This is a genomic window from Crocinitomix catalasitica ATCC 23190 (assembly GCF_000621625.1).
Lineage (GTDB): Bacteria > Bacteroidota > Bacteroidia > Flavobacteriales_D > Crocinitomicaceae > Crocinitomix > Crocinitomix catalasitica.
The window spans coordinates 47,170-65,993 of the sequence record NZ_JHXV01000029.1 but is presented as its reverse complement, the minus strand read 5'-3'; the positions used below and the strand labels follow the sequence as shown (position 1 = coordinate 65,993).

At 32.2% G+C, this 18,824-nt stretch carries 16 protein-coding genes; 13 read left to right on the top strand and 3 right to left on the bottom strand.

Features of this window, described 5'->3' with window-relative positions; translation table 11 throughout:
* Positions 1–527: 527 nt before the first annotated feature.
* From T367_RS0115530 to T367_RS0115520, 3 genes are read right to left on the bottom strand one after another with little or no spacing between them, the layout of a single operon-like run.
* Positions 528–1,790, bottom strand: coding sequence for a M16 family metallopeptidase (locus T367_RS0115530; protein WP_027420672.1), 1,263 nt, complete (start codon positions 1,788–1,790; stop codon positions 528–530).
* Entirely contained in the window at positions 1,787–3,025 is a 1,239-nt protein-coding gene (locus T367_RS0115525) for a M16 family metallopeptidase (RefSeq protein WP_027420671.1), read from the bottom strand. Before T367_RS0115525 ends, T367_RS0115530 begins: the two co-directional genes overlap by 4 nt.
* A complete protein-coding gene (locus T367_RS0115520; protein ID WP_035845248.1) occupies positions 3,025–3,981 on the bottom strand; it encodes an NAD(P)H-dependent flavin oxidoreductase in 957 nt (318 codons plus the stop codon). The genes T367_RS0115525 and T367_RS0115520 overlap by 1 nt, the downstream gene beginning before the upstream one ends.
* Positions 3,982–4,854: 873 nt before the next feature.
* Between T367_RS0115520 and T367_RS0115515 the strand changes: the two genes are divergently transcribed.
* From T367_RS0115515 to T367_RS22685, 13 genes are all read left to right on the top strand, one after another.
* Complete coding sequence (locus T367_RS0115515; protein WP_169736077.1) at positions 4,855–5,760, top strand: DUF6089 family protein; 906 nt, start codon at positions 4,855–4,857, stop codon at positions 5,758–5,760.
* A 105-nt stretch (positions 5,761–5,865) separates the two neighbouring features.
* Positions 5,866–7,062, top strand: a complete 1,197-nt coding sequence (locus tag T367_RS0115510) for a glycosyltransferase family protein (RefSeq protein WP_027420668.1) — start codon at positions 5,866–5,868, stop codon at positions 7,060–7,062.
* A 46-nt stretch (positions 7,063–7,108) separates the two neighbouring features.
* Positions 7,109–8,059, top strand: a complete 951-nt coding sequence (locus T367_RS22700) for an NAD-dependent epimerase/dehydratase family protein (protein WP_035845243.1) — start codon at positions 7,109–7,111, stop codon at positions 8,057–8,059.
* 89 nt (positions 8,060–8,148) lie between these two features.
* Positions 8,149–9,912, top strand: a complete 1,764-nt coding sequence (locus tag T367_RS0115500; RefSeq protein ID WP_157454268.1) for an ABC transporter ATP-binding protein — start codon at positions 8,149–8,151, stop codon at positions 9,910–9,912.
* A 122-nt stretch (positions 9,913–10,034) separates the two neighbouring features.
* Complete coding sequence (locus T367_RS0115495) at positions 10,035–11,189, top strand: glycosyltransferase (protein WP_169736076.1); 1,155 nt, start codon at positions 10,035–10,037, stop codon at positions 11,187–11,189.
* 110 nt (positions 11,190–11,299) lie between these two features.
* Positions 11,300–12,445: a glycosyltransferase gene (locus T367_RS0115490; protein WP_169736075.1), complete on the top strand. Its 1,146-nt coding sequence runs from the start codon at positions 11,300–11,302 to the stop codon at positions 12,443–12,445.
* A gap of 9 nt (positions 12,446–12,454) precedes the next feature.
* Positions 12,455–13,204, top strand: a complete 750-nt coding sequence (locus T367_RS0115485) for a cytidylyltransferase domain-containing protein (protein ID WP_027420664.1) — start codon at positions 12,455–12,457, stop codon at positions 13,202–13,204.
* Positions 13,194–14,240 carry an N-acetylneuraminate synthase family protein gene (locus T367_RS0115480; RefSeq protein ID WP_027420663.1) on the top strand — a complete coding sequence of 349 codons (1,047 nt, stop codon included), beginning with the start codon at positions 13,194–13,196 and terminating at the stop codon, positions 14,238–14,240. The genes T367_RS0115485 and T367_RS0115480 overlap by 11 nt, the downstream gene beginning before the upstream one ends.
* A 14-nt stretch (positions 14,241–14,254) precedes the next feature.
* Positions 14,255–14,815, top strand: a complete 561-nt coding sequence (locus tag T367_RS22695) for a serine O-acetyltransferase (protein WP_051568599.1) — start codon at positions 14,255–14,257, stop codon at positions 14,813–14,815.
* 1 nt (position 14,816) lies between these two features.
* Positions 14,817–15,296, top strand: a complete 480-nt coding sequence (locus tag T367_RS0115470; RefSeq protein ID WP_027420662.1) for a KdsC family phosphatase — start codon at positions 14,817–14,819, stop codon at positions 15,294–15,296.
* A gap of 46 nt (positions 15,297–15,342) precedes the next feature.
* Positions 15,343–16,596, top strand: a complete 1,254-nt coding sequence (locus T367_RS0115465; protein WP_157454267.1) for a hypothetical protein — start codon at positions 15,343–15,345, stop codon at positions 16,594–16,596.
* 32 nt (positions 16,597–16,628) lie between these two features.
* On the top strand, positions 16,629–17,612 hold the full coding sequence (locus T367_RS24145) for a glycosyltransferase family 2 protein (RefSeq protein WP_051568598.1): 984 nt from the start codon (positions 16,629–16,631) through the stop codon (positions 17,610–17,612).
* On the top strand, positions 17,613–18,767 hold the full coding sequence (locus T367_RS22685; protein ID WP_035845242.1) for a glycosyltransferase family 4 protein: 1,155 nt from the start codon (positions 17,613–17,615) through the stop codon (positions 18,765–18,767).
* Positions 18,768–18,824: the final 57 nt, after the last annotated feature.

Sequence of the window (18,824 nt, the reverse complement as noted above, 5' to 3'; positions counted from 1 at the left end):
TTTAGGGCATATTTAACAACATATTCTCTGCTTCTAATTGTGTATTTGATTTATTAGATTGGATCGCTTTTCTCCTCAGTCACCGCTATTAAATTCGGACATTTAAATCTTCACGCGCAGCTTCCTCAGGGTAAACCCTAAACGAGTCCATGCTGCATTAACATCCTTGTTTTAAATTATAAGTATAGCCTCTTTTTTTTGGGCGTTACCCTATCGGGTCAGGCTTTTCGCTCTAATCTTTTTTATTTATCCGACCGCCTCGGCCGGGCAGAACAAAAAAAAGGATATCCGCTACAATCCTTTACGCAAGGCATTCACATAAACCTATTTCTCAAAATGTATTAGTTGAAAAACAATCTATTCAGTAAAAAACGAGAATGTAGTTCTATTTATGACACCTAAAAGAATGGCATCGACGAACATTACTCATAGTTGAGCATTTTAAACCGCTCCAAAACGGTTTGACTTAAAAAGTTTAACGAAAGTACGCTAATTATTAACAACTAAAGACTAACAACTAGCGCAGCCTAACAAACAACAATAGTCAATAAATCAGCTTGATTTAAATACTTATTTGCTAAATCACGAAGATCTTCAGGCTTGGTGTTGTGAACAGCTTGAATGAAACTAGAATAATAATCATTGTCCAATTCGTTAAAATAGATATTCTTAAAATTCTCCATCATAGCGAACGATCCGTCTGATTGACGCAGAAAATTACCTAACATATAATTTTTCACACGCCCCAATTCCTCTTCACTAACTAATTCTGTACGCAATCGTTCAAATTCATTCTCAATTTCCTGTAAAGTCTGTGTTTCAAATTCGGCTGCGACCTCTGTACTAATGAAAAAATAAGCCGCATCAGACAAAACAGCAACATTAGAACCAATACCATAAGTATAACCTTTATCTTCTCGAATATTGGTCATTAAACGACTGCCAAAATAGCCTCCTAGAATGGTATTCAAAACTTGAAATTGAAAATAATCTGGTTCATTTTTTTTCATGGCCAACCTACCCATTCGAATCGCTGCTTGCATCGATTTATCCGATTGTTTCAATCGAACTAAACCTTTGGTCTGATTATGTTTAGCCACCTCGTAATTGAGTGGATCAGCTTTAAATTCTCCCGAAAACTGATTCAAAAGTTCAATAAAGTCTTCATCAACTTGCCCGACAAGAAAAATAGTCGGTTGTGTACCTAAATAATGTTTTTTATAAAAAGCCAATAAGTCTGAAGGGGATACATCGTCAAAATCCTTAACACTTGCTACCTTACCATAAGGTGTATCTTTGCCAAATACGCCCTCATTAAATTCTCGGCGACAAATCGTTTTTACCTTTTCACTGTCAATATTAAATTGTGATAAAGTAACTGCATGTTCTTTAATAAACTCATCCTCCGAAAAAGTACAATTCAATAAGGCATGTTGAACGATATTAAATACCTCACTCATATTCTCACTCAGACCAAAAATAGTAAGACCTGCGTGATCCTTATCCAATTCCCTTTGCACGAATCCTCCGTAAAAATCTATATCCTCAGCAATGTCAGCAGCAGTTTTACCCTCGTAACCACTCATTAAAAGCTTATTGGTAAAACTAGACACTAAATTCTTATCCTGGTATTTCGTACCTGCAGACCATTCAAAATCTAACTTAACAGCATTGTCTTTAACATCTTTCAGCCAAAACAACTCAACCCCATTTTGCAATTCAATTCGTTCAGGAATTATAATTGGCAATTCTTTTGGTTGACTAAAAGGTGGAATTAATTTACGATTCATTTCTTTGCTATTACATGTAAAATTGAGGCATTCTCTAATTTGAGTTTGTTGTCGACAAAATCTTTCACATCCTCCACGTTTATTCGGTCATATTTATCCAATTCCAGATCAATTTGGTCTAAACAACCTAAGGTCTCAAAATATGCAATATTTATCACCCTATTCAATATACTTTGTTCCGAAAAAACCTTACCTGTTTTGTGTTTATTCTTTACCTTGGTTAGCTCTCGGTCGTTAATTGATTCGATTTTTAAAGCATTAAGACTATTCCAAATCAATTCTTCACCTTCTTCAACACTAACCCCATCAGCAACGTGACCGGAAATTACGAAAAGACTCTCTTCCATATCTCCAGATATATAAGCTGAAATACTTGTAAATTTCTTTTCTTTAACAATCAACTCTTTATATAACCTAGACGAATGACTTCCTGCAATAATATCAGAAGCTAAATCTCCAATATAATGATCTCTTGAGATTCTATTCCCCACTCTAAACACCATATAAATAGCACTTGAAGGAACGGGACGTTCTAGTGTTAACCTTTTTGTTTCCGTTTGCTTTGGTTCAACCGGCAAATTTCGAATATACTTTTCTCTATTCGGAATATCATCAAACCATTTATGTACTAGCGTTTGCACCGCCTCTAATTCTAAATTCCCCGCAATGACCAAAACAGCATTTGCAGGCGCATAAAACTTATAGAAAAAAGCTTTCACTTCATCCAAAGTCGCTTTCTCAATATGAGAAATATCCTTACCAATAGTTGCCCATTTATAAGGATGTTTGGTATAAATAACCGGTCTAAATTTCAACCAAACATCACCATAAGGCTGATTCAAATAGCGTTGTTTAAACTCTTCAATAACCACATTCCTTTGCACTTCTAAACTTTCTGGTGTGAAAGCCAGTTCTTTCATTCTATCACTTTCTAACCACAAAGCCGTTTCAATATTCTGAACAGGTAAATGATTATAATAATTCGTGATATCATTACTGGTAAAAGCATTACATTCTCCACCTGCATTCTGCAATGGAGTGTCATAGCTGGGAATATTCTTCGATCCACCAAACATTAAATGTTCAAAAAGGTGGGCAAATCCAGTTCTATTTTCTTCTTCATCACGCGCGCCAACATTATACATAATATTGACCATTGCCATTGGTGTTGTTTTATCTTGATGAAAAATGACAGTCAATCCATTCTCCAATTTAAACTTTTCGTATTGAATCATTAAAAATTAAATTTATCACGCTTTATTTCTTCCACAGCAGCATTAAATTCTTGCATCATTTCTGCTACAATTTCCGCTGCAGGTTTAATTTCATGAATTGTACTCGCTACTTGACCGACTTCCAATTCACCTTCAATCATATCACCTTCAAACATTCCTTTTTTGGCCCTGCCTCTACCTAGAATATCTGCTAACTTTTCTTTATCTGCTCCTTCAGCATACGCTGCCTGAACCTTTTGATAAAATTCGTTTTGTATCAACCTTACCGGTGTTAGCTCTTTTAAAGTTAATCTTGTTCCTCCATCGCCAGTCTCCACTACTCTATTCTTAAAGTTTATATGCGCAGAAGATTCGACACTTGTAATAAAACGACTCCCAACTTGAACACCGTCGGCACCTAAAATCATTGTGGCCAACATCGCCTTCCCACTTCCTATTCCTCCGGCTGCTATAACTGGAATGTCTATCTTTTCCGCTACTGCAGGAACCAAGGTTAAGGTTGTTGTTTCGTCAATACCGTTATGTCCTCCTGCTTCAAATCCCTCAACAACAACTGCATCAACACCTGCATCCTGCGATTTTAATGCAAATTTCAAACTAGAAACGACATGTACAACAGTAATTCCAGCTTCTTTCAACTTACTCGTCCATGTTTTAGGATTCCCTGCCGAAGTAAAAACAATAGGCACTTTTAACTCGATTATGGTAGCGATATGCTCTTCAATAGAAGGATATAACATGGGTAAGTTTACCGCGAATGGTTGATCAGTCGCTTTTTTACATTTTTCAATATGCAATCGCAAAACATCAGGATACATTGATCCGGAACCAATTATTCCCAATCCACCGGCGTTACTAACAGCCGATGCTAGCTCCCAACCAGAGCACCAAATCATTCCTGCTTGAATTAATGGATATTTTATGTTAAATAGTGTTGTGATTCTATTTTCTGTCATTCTTTTTCGATCAATATTAGACCTACGAATTTACACAATTAAAGTGAATGTTTGTGGAAATTCTGCTTAGTTATTGATCTCTTGTTAGAAATACTTATTACTGATATCGTAACCGAATATTTTACAATAAAGTGAATTGAACTGATTGAATCTTTACTGAAACAGAAATGTCAAATAACATCACTCATAAAGCCGATCTACCAAGCCTAGCAGAGACGTTTTTAGTCATCGCATTCAAGAATTTCAAAACGTTTTCAAATGTTTTATCTCTAATTAAATAACGAGAATTTAGTTCTATTTATGGCGCCTAAAAGAATGGCATCAACGATCATTGCCACTTGTTGAGCATTTTAGACCGCTCCAGAACGGTTTGACTTAAAATATACAGAAGAGCTAACATCACTTATACAATAAGTTGACCCCATTACTGACCTATGAATTTGACTTGGTTTTACTAATAGTATTTTTTGTTGCAGTTAGCAAACCACACGAAAGATTCGTGCGGCAGCGGGAACCCGAAGACGTTTTTGATTTTACTAATAGTATTTTTTGTTGTACGCAGCGATCTTGCATCTAACATCTAGCACCACCTCCCTTCGGTCGCCATAGGCTTGCCGAAGATGCGACGCATAAAGCTAATGTGGTTGAGAAGCGACTTGTACTGAGCGAAGTCGAAGTAAGCGATCTAGCATCTAGAACGCCTCCCCTTGCATCAAACAAACGTATCTATATTAATTGCACTTAAAAAATTGCACTTAAAATATAGTAACAAAAAGATTATCCAATATTTAACTATTGAGTAATCGAACTTTTTTTTGTACTTTAGCGCACTGAAAAGCATAAATGTTTAATTTTGTGCCAAATCTTTATGAAATGAAAAAAATATTTTTACTTGTATGCTTAGCATTAACAGCTGGTTTCTCGCAGGCTCAGCAATATAATTTAGGTATCGGACTTAAGTTAGGTGCAAGTAACTTTTTAGGTGATATTGGTAGTGGGGATGTTGCGCGTGATTTTGTATACAATATGGAAATTCAGGATACAAGATGGGATGTTGGCGTTTTTGCTAGATATAGATTAAATCCAATTTTCGCTGTTCAGGTTGCTTTTGAATATGCCAGAATTCAAGGAAATGATGCCAATTCAGAAAGTGTTGAACGACGTGGAAGAAACTTAAGTTTTACAAACGATTTATTACACTTAAACGCAAAATTTGAATGGTATCCTCAATTATTAAGTGTATCTGATGTTGGGTATAGAGGTCGTTATCAATTAGATTATCAAACGTATTTCTTTGTAGGTATTGGTGGTGTTTACAATAATCCAAAAGCAGAATTAAACGGAGAAAAAGTTGCATTAAGACCTTTAATGACGGAAGGTGTAAAATACTCACCAATTGCATTAACAGCGCCATTGGGTGGAGGATTTTTCTTTACATATAAAAAACATCACAGAATAGGATTCGAGTTTGCTTGGAATTGGACATTCACTGATTATTTAGATGATATCTCAACTGTTTATGCTGATCCATCTCAAATGTCAACTGATCCTAACGCTGCAGTTTTAGCGAATCGTTATAAAGGTGGAAGCTTTATTCCTGATGCTGTTCAATACGGACCAGGAAGTCCTAGAGGTGATGCATCGGACAGAGATAACTTTATGACGATGTCCGTTTCTTATAGTTATTTATTAAGAACAAAGAACTCATTTTACAGAAAAAATTACTCTTGGATGTACGGTCGTAAGACACGCTGGGGAGGAACTAAAGCGAAGTTTTAATCGCTCTAATGAATTTTACCTAAAGGAACTCGGAAATGGGTTCCTTTTTTTATTGACAAGAAATCAAAAGTTTAGGATAATAATAAACTAATATCCAACGCTCAAATGAATAAAACCCTAATCGTATCCTATTATTTTAAACCTGACAAATCTATTGGAAGCAAAAGATGGTCAAGTATATCGGATTATCTTGAGGACAAAAACAGCCTGTACCTAATTTCCGCAACGCAAAATGCTGACGGCTCTAATTTTGCAAAATCATTCTATATAAATTCTAAGTACCCCAAAGTATTAGACTCTTTTCCGCATTCAATTCTGAATAAAATTGAGTATAGAATTGCTTTGAGAAAACAAAAACGCATAACTAAAGGAAGTCTTTATGACCGAGGTGTTAATTGTAGTAAAGAACTCCTAGATAGAATGTCTTTAATTGTAGAAAAAGAAAATATTAATAATGTAATCATAACTGGCGCTCCATTTTCTTGGTTAAATACAGGCGCCCAATTAAAATCCAAATATCCAGAAATTAATCTTATTTGCGACTTTAGGGACCCTTGGACATGGGGCCAAGGATATGGTTTTAATCAACTCGACAAAAAGAGAAAAACTCATGAAGTTGTGATGGAAAAAAATGTGATTGAGACTTCAAATAAAATTACAGTTCCATCAAAAGCAATGTTAAACTATTTAAAAAAAAACTACCCAAAACATGCTGATAAAATAACACATTTGCCACATGGTTTTGACAAACAAAAAATTGACACAGTTTTAAATAAAATCGAGCCCGCTAAAAATAAAAACTTGACACTTATATACGCTGGAACAATATATGAAAACACAGAAAATCAATTCATTAATTTCCTAGAAACTTTAAGAACATTAAATATTAAATTTGTTTTCAATATCTATAGTCGTTCAAGTTGTCCTCAAAAATTAAGTCAGTTTGAAGAGGTTAATTACCAAGGATTTGTGCCCGAAACTGTGATGTTTGAAAAAATACTGCTTTCAGACTATTATTTAATGGCTTATCCTGAGAAGTTTAAAGACTTTTTAAGTGCTAAATTTTATGAGATTATATATTTGCAAAAAAAAATAATTTATATCGGCGCTAAAGGTGCAATTTCCGATTTAATAGTTGAAAACAATTTAGGGGCGTGGATTCAAAATTTTGATAAAAAAAATACATTGAACCATTTAAATGATTTGGAAAAGCTAAAAAAAACTAATTTTAATATCGATAAATACAGCTTTGAATATATTTCAACTGAATTTAAAAAAAACTGTTTAAATCAAAATAAGTAAGGTTGTTTATAACTTTTACTTCTTGATCTATTATTATATACTTTAAATGAAACACATATTAATTACTGGAGGAGCTGGAAATATAGGTAGTTGTTTAACGAACACTCTATTAAAGAATCCTGAATATAAAATCACTGTAGTAGACGACTTGTCGACAGGTGACATTCGTAAATTAAATATCGAATCTCCTCAATTAAAATTTATTAAGGCTGACGTCAACAAAAGAGATGAAATTGCAGAAATAATGCTCTCTTCACAGTTTGATTGCGTTTTTCACTATGCAGCCTTTGTTGGTGTAGCAAGGACACAAGAGAATCCAGTGCGCGTATTACAAGATATTGAAGGAATAAAACACCTATTAAACCTTTCGAAAAATTCTGGCGTTAAGAGATTTTTCTTTTCATCCTCTTCTGAAGTATATGGAGAACCCGTTTCAATTCCTCAAAACGAAGAAACCACACCACTCAACTCTCGCGTACCCTATGCAGTAGTAAAAAATGTTGGTGAAGCATTCTGTAAATCATTCCATCAAGAATACGGATTGAACTATACCATTTTCCGTTTTTTTAACACTTATGGCCCACACCAAACAACAGATTTTGTCATGTCTAAATTTATTGGACAAGCATTAAAAAATGAAGACATTACAATTTATGGCGACGGATCTCAGACCAGAACGTTTTGTTATGTTGATGATAATATAGAAGCAACCATCAACACTTTAGAACAAGACCTATATATCAATGATGTGATCAATATAGGTGGTGAAAAAGTAATAACGATTCTTGAGTTGGCGCAAGAAATAATCAAGATTACAAATAGTGAATCTAAAATTATTTTCCTTCCTCCGCTTAAAGATGGCGATATGACAAGAAGACAACCAGACAATACTAAAATGCTCAAGATTTTAAATAGGGAACTAATTCCAATTAAAGAAGGTATTCAAAAGTTATTGGCGGATGAAAAATTTTTATCAGAGATATCTATGAATTCATAGAAAGAAAAATAGTATTCAACGTTTTATCGTTGTTTTATTCTTTATTTTTGTGGAAAAAATTAATTACTTGCGAATTAGTAATTCAAACAATGGCTATCCGTTTAAAAAGCACATATTTTAGTACATATAAGAATGTATTTAAGTTACTACCGAAGAACTTTAAGAAAAAACTCTACGGCGTCCAATTTCTAATCATTATTACTAGTTTTGTTGATTTAATAGGGTTAGCATTATTTGTACCTATCTTATCAGCAATTGCTGACAATGAAGTATTATATGGAGATGGTATTTTGGCTGATTTAAAAACGTGGTCTGGAGTTGAGGATAATAATATGTTCATTCTCTATTTATTTATTGCAGCCTTCGTATTTTTTATATTAAGATCCCTTTTTATACTACTGAGTAACTGGATTCAAAATAAATTCGCGTTCGATTTAAGCGAATATATTGGCTCAAAAACATACAATTATTACTTAAATTTAGATTATAAAGAATTTGACAAAATTGAAAGTAATCAAGTAATTCGAGAATTGAATAGTAATCCAAAGAATTTTAGTCAATTCTTAGTTAAATCTTTACTTTTAATCAATTCAGAATTAATTGCAATCATCTTAATCATTTCGGGTATTGCCCTTTACGACTTTAAGGTTTTATTATTGATTGTATTCACAATCTTCCCATTTGCCGTTCTTTTTAATTACGCCGTAAAAAAAAGAATGAAGCGATATGGTGAAGAGCAAAATGCATTAAGTCCAATTTTATATAGTCAGAGTATTAGAGGTGTTTTTGGCTATATTGATGTAAAACTTCGCCAAAAAGAAGAGAATATAATAAAGGATTACGATAAAACGATGTCCGCTTTAAACAGTATAGCTTTAAAGCTCAGTGTGTATGCTATAATACCCGCTAAACTTTTCGAATTGGTAACCGTTGGAGGTTTATTATTAATATTCTCTTACGGTGCCTTTTTAGCAGACAATTCGGCTATTGTCCTTCCCCTTATCGCTGTTTATGCCGCTGCCGGTTACAGAATCATTCCATCTTTAAGTAAATTGATTCCCTCTTTCTTGCAACTTCAGCAATATAGTTACCTTTTCCGTACTTATGAGAAACCTTTAAATCATGAATTATCAAAGTCAAAATCAGTTTCGTCTGAACCTTTAAATTTCAACTCAAAGATTCAAATGTCAAACATTGATTTTAAATTCAAAACGTCTGAACCTCTTTTTTTTGATTCTATAAATTTAGAGTTGAATAAAAATGAAATAATAGGAATTATTGGGAAATCAGGATCTGGAAAAACTACATTAATTAAAATGTTAGCAGGTTTTATAAAACCAACTCAAGGAGAAATATTAATTGATGGTAAACCACTAAACGAAAGTAATATGGTTGCATGGATGCAAAAAATAAGCTATGTACAACAATCACCTTATATAGAAAATGGATCATTAGCTAGTAATATTGCATTTTTAGAAGATTCAATTGATGAAAATCGCTTAAGTCAAGCTATCGAACTAGCATCTTTAAGTGAGTTAATCAAAGATAAATCAGCTCAAGACTTTTTAATAAAAGAAAATGGAAAAAATTTAAGCGGAGGCCAGAAACAACGGGTTATAATTGCCAGAGCACTGTATCATCAATCAGAAGTATTGATTCTTGACGAAGCAACTTCAGCATTAGATAATCAAACTGAAAATGAGATTAACCAGACAGTATCCAAATTAAGTGATAAAAATATAACAATTATAATAATTGCTCATAGATATTCAACCTTGAAACACACAACCCGTATAGTAGAATTGGATCAAGGTAAGGTTATAGGAGAAAAACAATATGCTGATTTAATATAAACAACCATTTCATCTTACCATCAATACAGGTTAATGGAAACAGGCTTTAATAATAAGATATCAAGTCTAGAGTCTACTTTACAAGATGCATTGTTTTACATGCCTACCAAATTAATTAAATGATGAAAAAGAATATTGCTATTTATCTCTCAGGAGCTCACAGTTTAAAGGGCGGTGGCGGCGTTGAAAGATTTTTTTCTGACTTCTTCACTATCTATTCAAGACAGCTAAACAGCCAATTCAATTTATTCTATTTTCTTGACAAGTCAACCTATAATGCTTTACTTGAAGTCAATAAATTGACTTCTGACTCAAAAAATATAGTGTTGCTCAAAAATGTTTCTAACAGATTCAAGAGACAAGTCGAAAATATTGATTTATACCACAAAATTAAAAAATATAAAATTGACGTTTTTCATTGTGCCAATTATGGGAGACAGGATTTTGAAAGATTATTATTCCTAAGTAAAATTAATAATCGGCCAAAGTTGATCCAGAACATAGTAGATTGTCAAATTCCATATAAATTACTGGCCGGCGATAAAGGTTATTATCAAAGATATGTTTCACAACCCAATGAAATAAAATTTGACGGAATTTATAGTTGGTATGAATATTACAAAAAATATTTCCGAGAGAATAATTTATTGCCTGAACAAACAAAAATAGAGTGTATTACTTCTCGTTTCGTTTTGTTTAAAGAAAATGAAAGTCAGATTGAAAAAAGCAATACATTTATTTTTGCAAGTAGATTAGATAATCAAAAAAAACCGGATTGGTATATCCATGCTGTTAAGCATTTAGTCGATAGAAAAAAAGTTGATTGGACAAATTGGAATTTTGACCTATACGGACATGGACCTTTACTTGATGAATTAAAAACACTTACAGTTGAACTGGGCTTAGATAACATCATAAACTTTAAACAATCAAATACGCTACACGATGTTTTCCCAAAAACGAAAGTTTATATTTCAACACAGGACTTTGAAAATTTTCCTTCTTTAAGTATGATGGAAGCAATGTTTCATCGCAACATAATTTTAGCTAGAAATGTTGGCCAAACAGATCTACTCGTAAAGAATAATACTAATGGTTTTATTTTAGATGAGGACAGCCCACTTTCACTTTGTATTAAAATGGAAGGAGTCATTACTTTAGACGAAAACGAGCAATTAAAAATGATGGAAAATAGTAAAAAAAGTATGGATGAAATTCATACCCCGAAAGCATTTATTGACCAAATTGAATCATTTTGGAAAAATATTTCCGAATAATCCCTCAAGTGATTTCAATTTAAACAGTAAGAATCTATATGAATAATTTCCGTTGTTTTTTTTTCATGGAGAGTTTAAATTCTACTTTCACACAAAGTGAGATTATTAAAATGTCTTCAATTTTTAAGGAGGTAATAATACTAACAGAGGATAAAAACCAATATAATTTTCCTACAAATGTTAAAAAACATATCCTACCTGTCAATTCTTCAACAAGTAAAAAAAGAATCTTGTTAAACAATTTTTTTTCAATTCAATTTATTTTACTTGCCGACTTATTTTCTAAAAACACTTCTATTGCATACTTAAAAGAATATTTACTTAGACAGAGTTATTTACTAAAATATATTGATCTATCGAAAACTATTAATAACAAGTACACATTCTCCAAATCAGATGTACTGTATTCTTTTTTCACCTATAACAATGCCCTGCTGCCGACTTTCTTGAAAAAAAAACACAATTGTAAATTCATTACCTGTACGCATGGAGGAGATTTATTTGAAGAACGTTATCTAAAAACTAAAAAATTAAGTTTTAGAAAATTTATTTTTAAAAATGCAGATTTGATTCTAAGCGTCTCTAAAAATGGTGTTCATTATCTAAATAAAAAATATAGTGAATTTAATCCAAAAATTAAAGTTTACTATTTAGGTACCAATAAAAGACATTTAACTGACAATCCACTAAAGGATTCAGACAAACCAATAACTATAGTAAGTGTAGCGGATACAGCGCGAAGAGATGTAAAACGCATTGAACTTATTCCAAATATTTTGATTGCACTTTCAGAAAAATATAAAACATCAATTATTTGGTACCACATCGGTACTTACGACTTTACAAAGAATGAAGGTTTACGTATTGCTATAGACAAACTAAAAACTAAGCATAATATTACATATAAACTCAAAGGGAAATTATCTAACGAGGAAATCATGTCCATGTATGCTTTTCAACCAATTACCGCATTTATTAGTGTCAGTAAAACAGAAGGCCTACCATTTTCCATGATGGAAGCTAGTTCGTTTGGCATACCCGTAATTAGCACAGATGTTGGTGGCTGCCGTGAAATAGTAGATTCAAAACTATTACTAGATGAAAACTTTTCTAATGAGCAAATATTAAACGCTTTTGACTTTTTATTTTCAAATCAAATAGAACTGAGAAAAAAAGCGAAATTGACCTGGAGTAAAAATTTTAGTAACGATCGTTCAATTCAAAATTTTAAAAATTTAATAGCCGAAATTCAATAAATTTGTACAATGACAGAATTTGTATTTATAATACAGGCAAGAACCGGTTCTACCCGTTTAGCCAATAAAATGTTGTTACCTTTTAATAATGGTCTCACTATACCACAAATAATAATAAGAAAGTTAAACGCCAAATTTGATTATATCCCAATAATTGTTGCGACAACAACAAATACCAAAGACGATAGTTTAGTGGATTTATTAAGAAACGATCCATGCACTATTGTCAGAGGAAGCGAGAATAATTTAGTTCAACGATTTCTTGATGTCGAGAAATTACACCCTAATAAAACATTAATAAGAGTTTGCGCAGACAATCCCTTTTTAGATATTTCACTTCTTGATGAATTAATTCAAAACTGGAATGAGGATTTTGACTATTTAGCGCATAGAATTAATGGAAAACCTTGTATGAAAACTAGTTATGGTTTCTTTGCTGAAATAACTAAATTCGCCGCCCTTAAAGAAGTCTTAAATCAAACTGACTCTCCCCTTTTTTTAGAACATGTCACAAATTATATTTATGATAACAATGATAAATTTAAAGTTGCGTGGTTAGAGGTAGATAAAGTTATTTCTGACAATAATTATATCAGACTTACTGTAGATACAAGTGCTGATTTTGATAACGCATCAAATGTGTATAAAGCGCTTTTAAATAATAAAATTGAATTTAATTATAATGATGTGATAGACATGGTAAAAAACAGTAACTTTATTTCCTCTATGATCACAGAAACTGAAAAAAATGCAAAATAATAACACATACCTAATAGGAGAAATTGGACAAAACCATAATGGTTCAGTCGAAATTGCTAAACTAATTATTGACTTAATTTCAAGACCTATTCACGACGAAGTTTTTGGTGGGATATTGAAAGGAATGGATGCCGTTAAATTAACAAAACGCGACTTAAATCAGGAACTTTCGCAGTCACAAATGGCTCGTTTATATGATAATGATAATTCATTCGGCACTACCTATGGCGAACATAGAGAGTACCTAGAATTGAACGATGAAGAACATTTTGAAGTATATAAACATGCAAAGTCAAAAGGTTTGGAATTTGTAGAAACACTTTGTGCAACCGGATGTTTATCAATGTTAAAACTTTTTACGCCTGACAAATTGAAAGTAGCTAGTAGAGACTTAACAAACTTACCTTTGTTAGCAGCTCTCGCTGAAACAAAAATACCAATCATCGTTTCTACCGGCATGGCAGGTAAAAAAGAACTGGATGACGCGATAGAAGTAATTACAAAACATCATAGTGACCTATCTATTTTGCACTGCGTTTCACAATATCCTACTCACCCTAAAAATGTCAATTTAAAAACAATAAGTTACTTGCTTAAAAATTACAGTGATTATACTATTGGTTATTCAGATCATACAATAGGTATTTCTATGCCTGTAGCAGCAGTAGCTTGCGGTGCAGAAATAATAGAAAAACATATTACTTTGGATCGACGAATGAAAGGTACTGATCAGGCCGGTTCATTAGGTCCTGATGGCGTACATCGCATGGTAAGAGATATTAGAATTCTCGATGAATCTATGGGAGAAGAGAAAATCTTCATCGTTGAAGATACTACTGCTGCCAAAAACAAACTTGAACGATCAATCGCTTCTAAAAGAAATATTAAAGCTGGTGAAATCATTACAGAAGACGACATCCATATGTTATCTCCTGGAGATGGATTAAAATGGGCTGAAAGATCAAATATCATTGGTAAAAAAGCTATTAATGATATACCTCAAAATGAGATTATCTATAATGCTTTAATCGGTTAAAAAATTAAATTTGTATGACACTAAAGCTCTTTTTAAAAGAAATAATAAGTAAAACAATATTTAATCCAGATTACGACAATTTGAGTACTGAATCAATAATAATTATAGAGGATGTTTTCAAAAGTGATTTTAAAAAATACTACACATCCCCACTTGACTACAATAAAGTTAAATATTTTCCGGGGCTTTTAGTTACATTTTTTTATCGGATAGCAAGACAATTGTTTATTGAGGGGTGTGAAAAAGAAGCATTAGAGTATTCATCTATAGGATCGTATCTAACCGGGATTGAACTTTATTACTCCGCCGAGATCGGGCATAGTTTTAAAATCAATCATGGTTTTGGGACTATTGTTGGATCAAGAACTAAAGTAGGAAATAACGTATTATTACATCAAGGTGTTACGATTGGAGAGAAAAATGGAGGACGAGCAACAATTAAAGATAATGTAATTGTATATCCAGGAGCTGTAATTGTTGGACCAATTGTTATATCTGAAAATTCAATTATCGGAGCAAACACTTTTGTTGATAAGTCTTGTAAACCAAATTCAAAAATATATAATTCGAAATGATATGATTAAGTTAATTTTAACTGATATTGATGGGGTTTGGACTGATGGAGGAATGTTTTACGATCAAACTGGCAATGAATGGAAAAAATTTAACACTTCCGATTCAGCAGGTGTACTCTTCTCAAAAAAAATGAATATTCCTGTTGGCATTATTACTGGAGAAGATACAGAGATTGTTCGACGCAGATCAGAAAAACTAAATATAGAATATCTTTTTCAGGGTATCTCTGACAAAGTTGCAGTAGCTGAAAAAATAAAAAATGAACTAAATATTGAATGGAAAGATATCGCGTACATTGGAGATGATATTGGTGATGTCAAACTATTACAAAAAGTAGGTTTCTCTTGTTGTCCGAACAATTCTCCTGACTATATTAAAGATTTGGTACATTACGTAACTAAAAAAAATGGAGGAGAAGGAGCTTTTAGAGAATTTGTTGAATATATTTTCAAGGATGTAAATTTCTTGAGCATAATATAAATGCTTAATGTATAAATTAATATTTTGTAAATTATTCAATCTAAAATTGAATAAAACCAACCAAATTATACTCAACCATACTTTTGGAAAGTCTTTTCGTTTTGGCAAACAAGACACCTCAAAAATTTTATTGCCACTGATTTATTTTTACGGATTATTAAAAAAACCAATCATAAATCAAAAAACAATTTCAGGAAAACATCTAATTTTTGACATAAACGTAAATGCTAAAGAAACTAGAATAGCCTATTTAAACTATTATAATGGTACAAAAGGTTATGAATTTATTGTTCTTGACGATTTTATTGGGTTTACTTCAAATAAACAGAAAATTTGGTTCACTTTATTTAATCTACCGTTGGTTGGATTGTCATTTTTAACAAGTTTATTTTATAAAGATAAATCTAGTTTCGCCCTATTGATTCAACATAAGTTACAGTGGAAAAACTTAATGGAAGCTTTAAAAAACAATGTTAATACTGAAATATATTATTACTGTATTTATGATAACTCGTCAAATTATCTTGCGGATAAACTTTTAAAACTAGAACATAAAATCATAAAAATAACATCACTAGCTCCTATATCTATGTGGAATTCTAATATTTTAACAGATACACTAGTTGTAAACACTGCATACCAATTAGACGAAGCTGAACATTTTGCGAATACTATCCAAGCGAATAACATAATCCAATGGGGACCAGAACGGTCTCATGAATATATTGATTTGTATGAAGATAAAGATCTTTCTATTGGTAAAAATAAAATCGGCTTTTACTCAACGGGTGGTTGGATCAGGGCTAAACAGGATCACATGGATCAAGGGTTAAATATAATTGACAATGAAAACACTGTCCTGCGATTACTTCAAAAGGTAGTTGACCAAAATAAAACGTTCAAATTAACTATTTTTTTACACCCAAAAGAAAAAAAACTAGGATTAGATCAAGTACGTGAGCATTATAACTTAATCCTTAATTCTCATAATTTCAAAATAAATGATACAAAATTGGCTTCAAGTCATTGTTTTCAGGATGTAGACTTAGCGGTAGCCTTTCACAGTTCCATAATTTATGAAAGGCTTTTTATGGGATTCAAAACCATTTTGTATCCAGTAGGTATGGATAAATTTAATTTCCCAATAAAAAATAGTTCCATAAAAAACATTTGTGCAGAAACTGAAAATGAACTAGAACAAATGATTATTTTAGCCATGAACCAATGTGATAATTTATTTTTCGAAAAAAATAACTTAAAACAGTATATTTATCCTAAACCAAAAATTCACACTAATTAGACAAGTAAATACCAAAGATTTAAAATCAAACTGTGAATCCTTTAATCTCGATCGTAACTCCTTCATATAATAAAGCTGAATTTTTGACGGCTTGTATTAATTCCGTTATTGAACAAACATATAAAAATTGGGAACTCATAATTATAGACGATTGCTCCACGGATGGAACTAAAAATATTGCTGATAATTTCGCTGTAAAACACGATCAGATTAAATCAAAATCAAACGCAACAAATAAAGGGGCTAATTATTGCAGAAATGAAGGATTAAAACTTGCTAAAGGGGAATATATTTTATTTTTTGACGCTGACGACGTAATGACTGAAAATTGTCTCTCGAACCAAATTGAATCCGCTTCGAATTTTCCGGCTTTCGATTTCTGGGTTTTTAACATGGGAGTTTTTGAAAAACAAATTGAAGATCGTCCTAAAACAGAGTATTGGATATTGCCCTCGAACCTCTCACATTCAAACATATTGTCAAAATTCCTAAAACATCAAATATTATGGGGGACTCCACAAGTTTTATGGAGAAAAACAACGATAGAAAAATTAAACGGTTTTAATTTAAACTATAATCGTTTACAGGATGTTGAATTGCATACCAGAGCATTGATTGCTGATCTAAAAGGTAAACTATTTTCAGAAAGTTCAATTGAAATATTTTATAGAATCGATGAAAAACGATTAAATTTTAATACTGATGTTTTTTATGAAAAATTTGTAAAAGCCTGCTGCAATTATTATGCAGACTTCTATGCTAAAGTCGAATCTTCTCTTGATAAGAAAGATCTAATAGGCACCTTATTCGAAGCCCTGTCGACTATTCAATATCAATACAGGGTTCAAAATCTTTCGAAAAAGAAATTCGAAGAGCTCACGCAACTTATTTTTGAGACATGTAATGACAAAACACAATTAAGTAAATTAAAAAACTACAACCGAATTAATACGCTATCCCCTATCCATCCCAAAGGATTAAAATTTATATTTAAATACCTACTTAAGTTGAATTAAATGAATCTATTGCTCATCACTGACGGCATTACTCCTTATGTTACTGGAGGCATGCAAAGACATTCCGCCAACTTAGCCAAATATTTCACCCTCGCTGGTGTCAATATTACATTGGTACATTGTGTTGGTTTTGATCAAGAATTGCCATCAGACAAAATGGTGAACCAACAACTTTTTGGTAAACTAAATACACAACTTCATAAAATAATTGGCTTAAAATTCCCTAAACCTGGAAAAATACCAGGTCATTATTTACGAGAATCCTATCAATACAGCAAGCTCGTTTTCAACGCCATTGACTTTAATCAATTTGATTTTATTTATACCAAAGGTTTTACAGGTTGGTATGCGATGGAACAGAAAAAGAAAGGTATTAAACTACCGCCTATTAGCGTAAAATTTCATGGGTATGAAATGTACCAGAACATGCCTTCTTTGAAGCAGAAAATAGAATCTAAATTATTGCAAGGCCCAACCCGTTGGAACAATGAAAATGCCGATTATATTTTCTCTTATGGCGGAAAAATAACGGACTTAATACTCAAGGAATTCAAGGTATCTCAAAAACAAGTATTTGATTTCACTTCCGGTCTCAACAAAGAATGGTTGAGATCCGCAAACGAACTTAATACACAGCATAAAAGAAAATTCGTTTTCATGGGGCGCGATGAAGAACGCAAAGGTATCAATGATTTAAATGAAGTATTAAAAATATTACCTGAACACGTCAACTACGAATTTCATTTTATTGGACCTATCCCCGAAGCAAAACAAATTAAAGATGCACAATTTTTCTATCACGGTGAATTGCGCACGGCAGCAACGATTTGCGCTGTATTGGATGAAATGGATGTATTGGTATGCCCCAGTCATGCTGAAGGGATGCCTAACGTGATACTAGAAGGGATGGCGAGAGGCTTGGCTATCATTGCCACTGATACTGGTGCTGTTGAAATGTTAGTGGATAAAAATAACGGATTTTTGATCCCTATACATAACAAAAAGGAATTAGAAAACGCTTTAATTTCATCTATTGCATTAAATGATGACACTTTAAATCAATTAAAGTTAAATTCACTTAAAAAAATAAAAACGCAGTTTTTATGGGATAAATTGATCCTAAAAATGATCTTACAAATTAGCTCAAGATTATAATAATTATATTTTAAATCCATTTATTTAAAACCACAATGTTTTTAATTCAAAGCAGAT

Excerpts from the sequence above, each read along its gene's own strand:
- T367_RS0115530 (WP_027420672.1), bottom strand. The coding sequence starts at position 1,790 with ATGAATCGTAAATTAATTCCACCTTTTAGTCAACCAAAAGAATTGCCA.
- T367_RS0115525 (WP_027420671.1), bottom strand. The coding sequence starts at position 3,025 with ATGATTCAATACGAAAAGTTTAAATTGGAGAATGGATTGACTGTCATT.
- T367_RS0115520 (WP_035845248.1), bottom strand. The coding sequence starts at position 3,981 with ATGACAGAAAATAGAATCACAACACTATTTAACATAAAATATCCATTA.
- T367_RS0115515 (WP_169736077.1), top strand. The coding sequence starts at position 4,855 with ATGAAAAAAATATTTTTACTTGTATGCTTAGCATTAACAGCTGGTTTC.
- T367_RS0115510 (WP_027420668.1), top strand. The coding sequence starts at position 5,866 with ATGAATAAAACCCTAATCGTATCCTATTATTTTAAACCTGACAAATCT.
- T367_RS22700 (WP_035845243.1), top strand. The coding sequence starts at position 7,109 with ATGAAACACATATTAATTACTGGAGGAGCTGGAAATATAGGTAGTTGT.
- T367_RS0115500 (WP_157454268.1), top strand. The coding sequence starts at position 8,149 with ATGGCTATCCGTTTAAAAAGCACATATTTTAGTACATATAAGAATGTA.
- T367_RS0115495 (WP_169736076.1), top strand. The coding sequence starts at position 10,035 with ATGAAAAAGAATATTGCTATTTATCTCTCAGGAGCTCACAGTTTAAAG.
- T367_RS0115490 (WP_169736075.1), top strand. The coding sequence starts at position 11,300 with ATGTCTTCAATTTTTAAGGAGGTAATAATACTAACAGAGGATAAAAAC.
- T367_RS0115485 (WP_027420664.1), top strand. The coding sequence starts at position 12,455 with ATGACAGAATTTGTATTTATAATACAGGCAAGAACCGGTTCTACCCGT.
- T367_RS0115480 (WP_027420663.1), top strand. The coding sequence starts at position 13,194 with ATGCAAAATAATAACACATACCTAATAGGAGAAATTGGACAAAACCAT.
- T367_RS22695 (WP_051568599.1), top strand. The coding sequence starts at position 14,255 with ATGACACTAAAGCTCTTTTTAAAAGAAATAATAAGTAAAACAATATTT.
- T367_RS0115470 (WP_027420662.1), top strand. The coding sequence starts at position 14,817 with ATGATTAAGTTAATTTTAACTGATATTGATGGGGTTTGGACTGATGGA.
- T367_RS22685 (WP_035845242.1), top strand. The coding sequence starts at position 17,613 with ATGAATCTATTGCTCATCACTGACGGCATTACTCCTTATGTTACTGGA.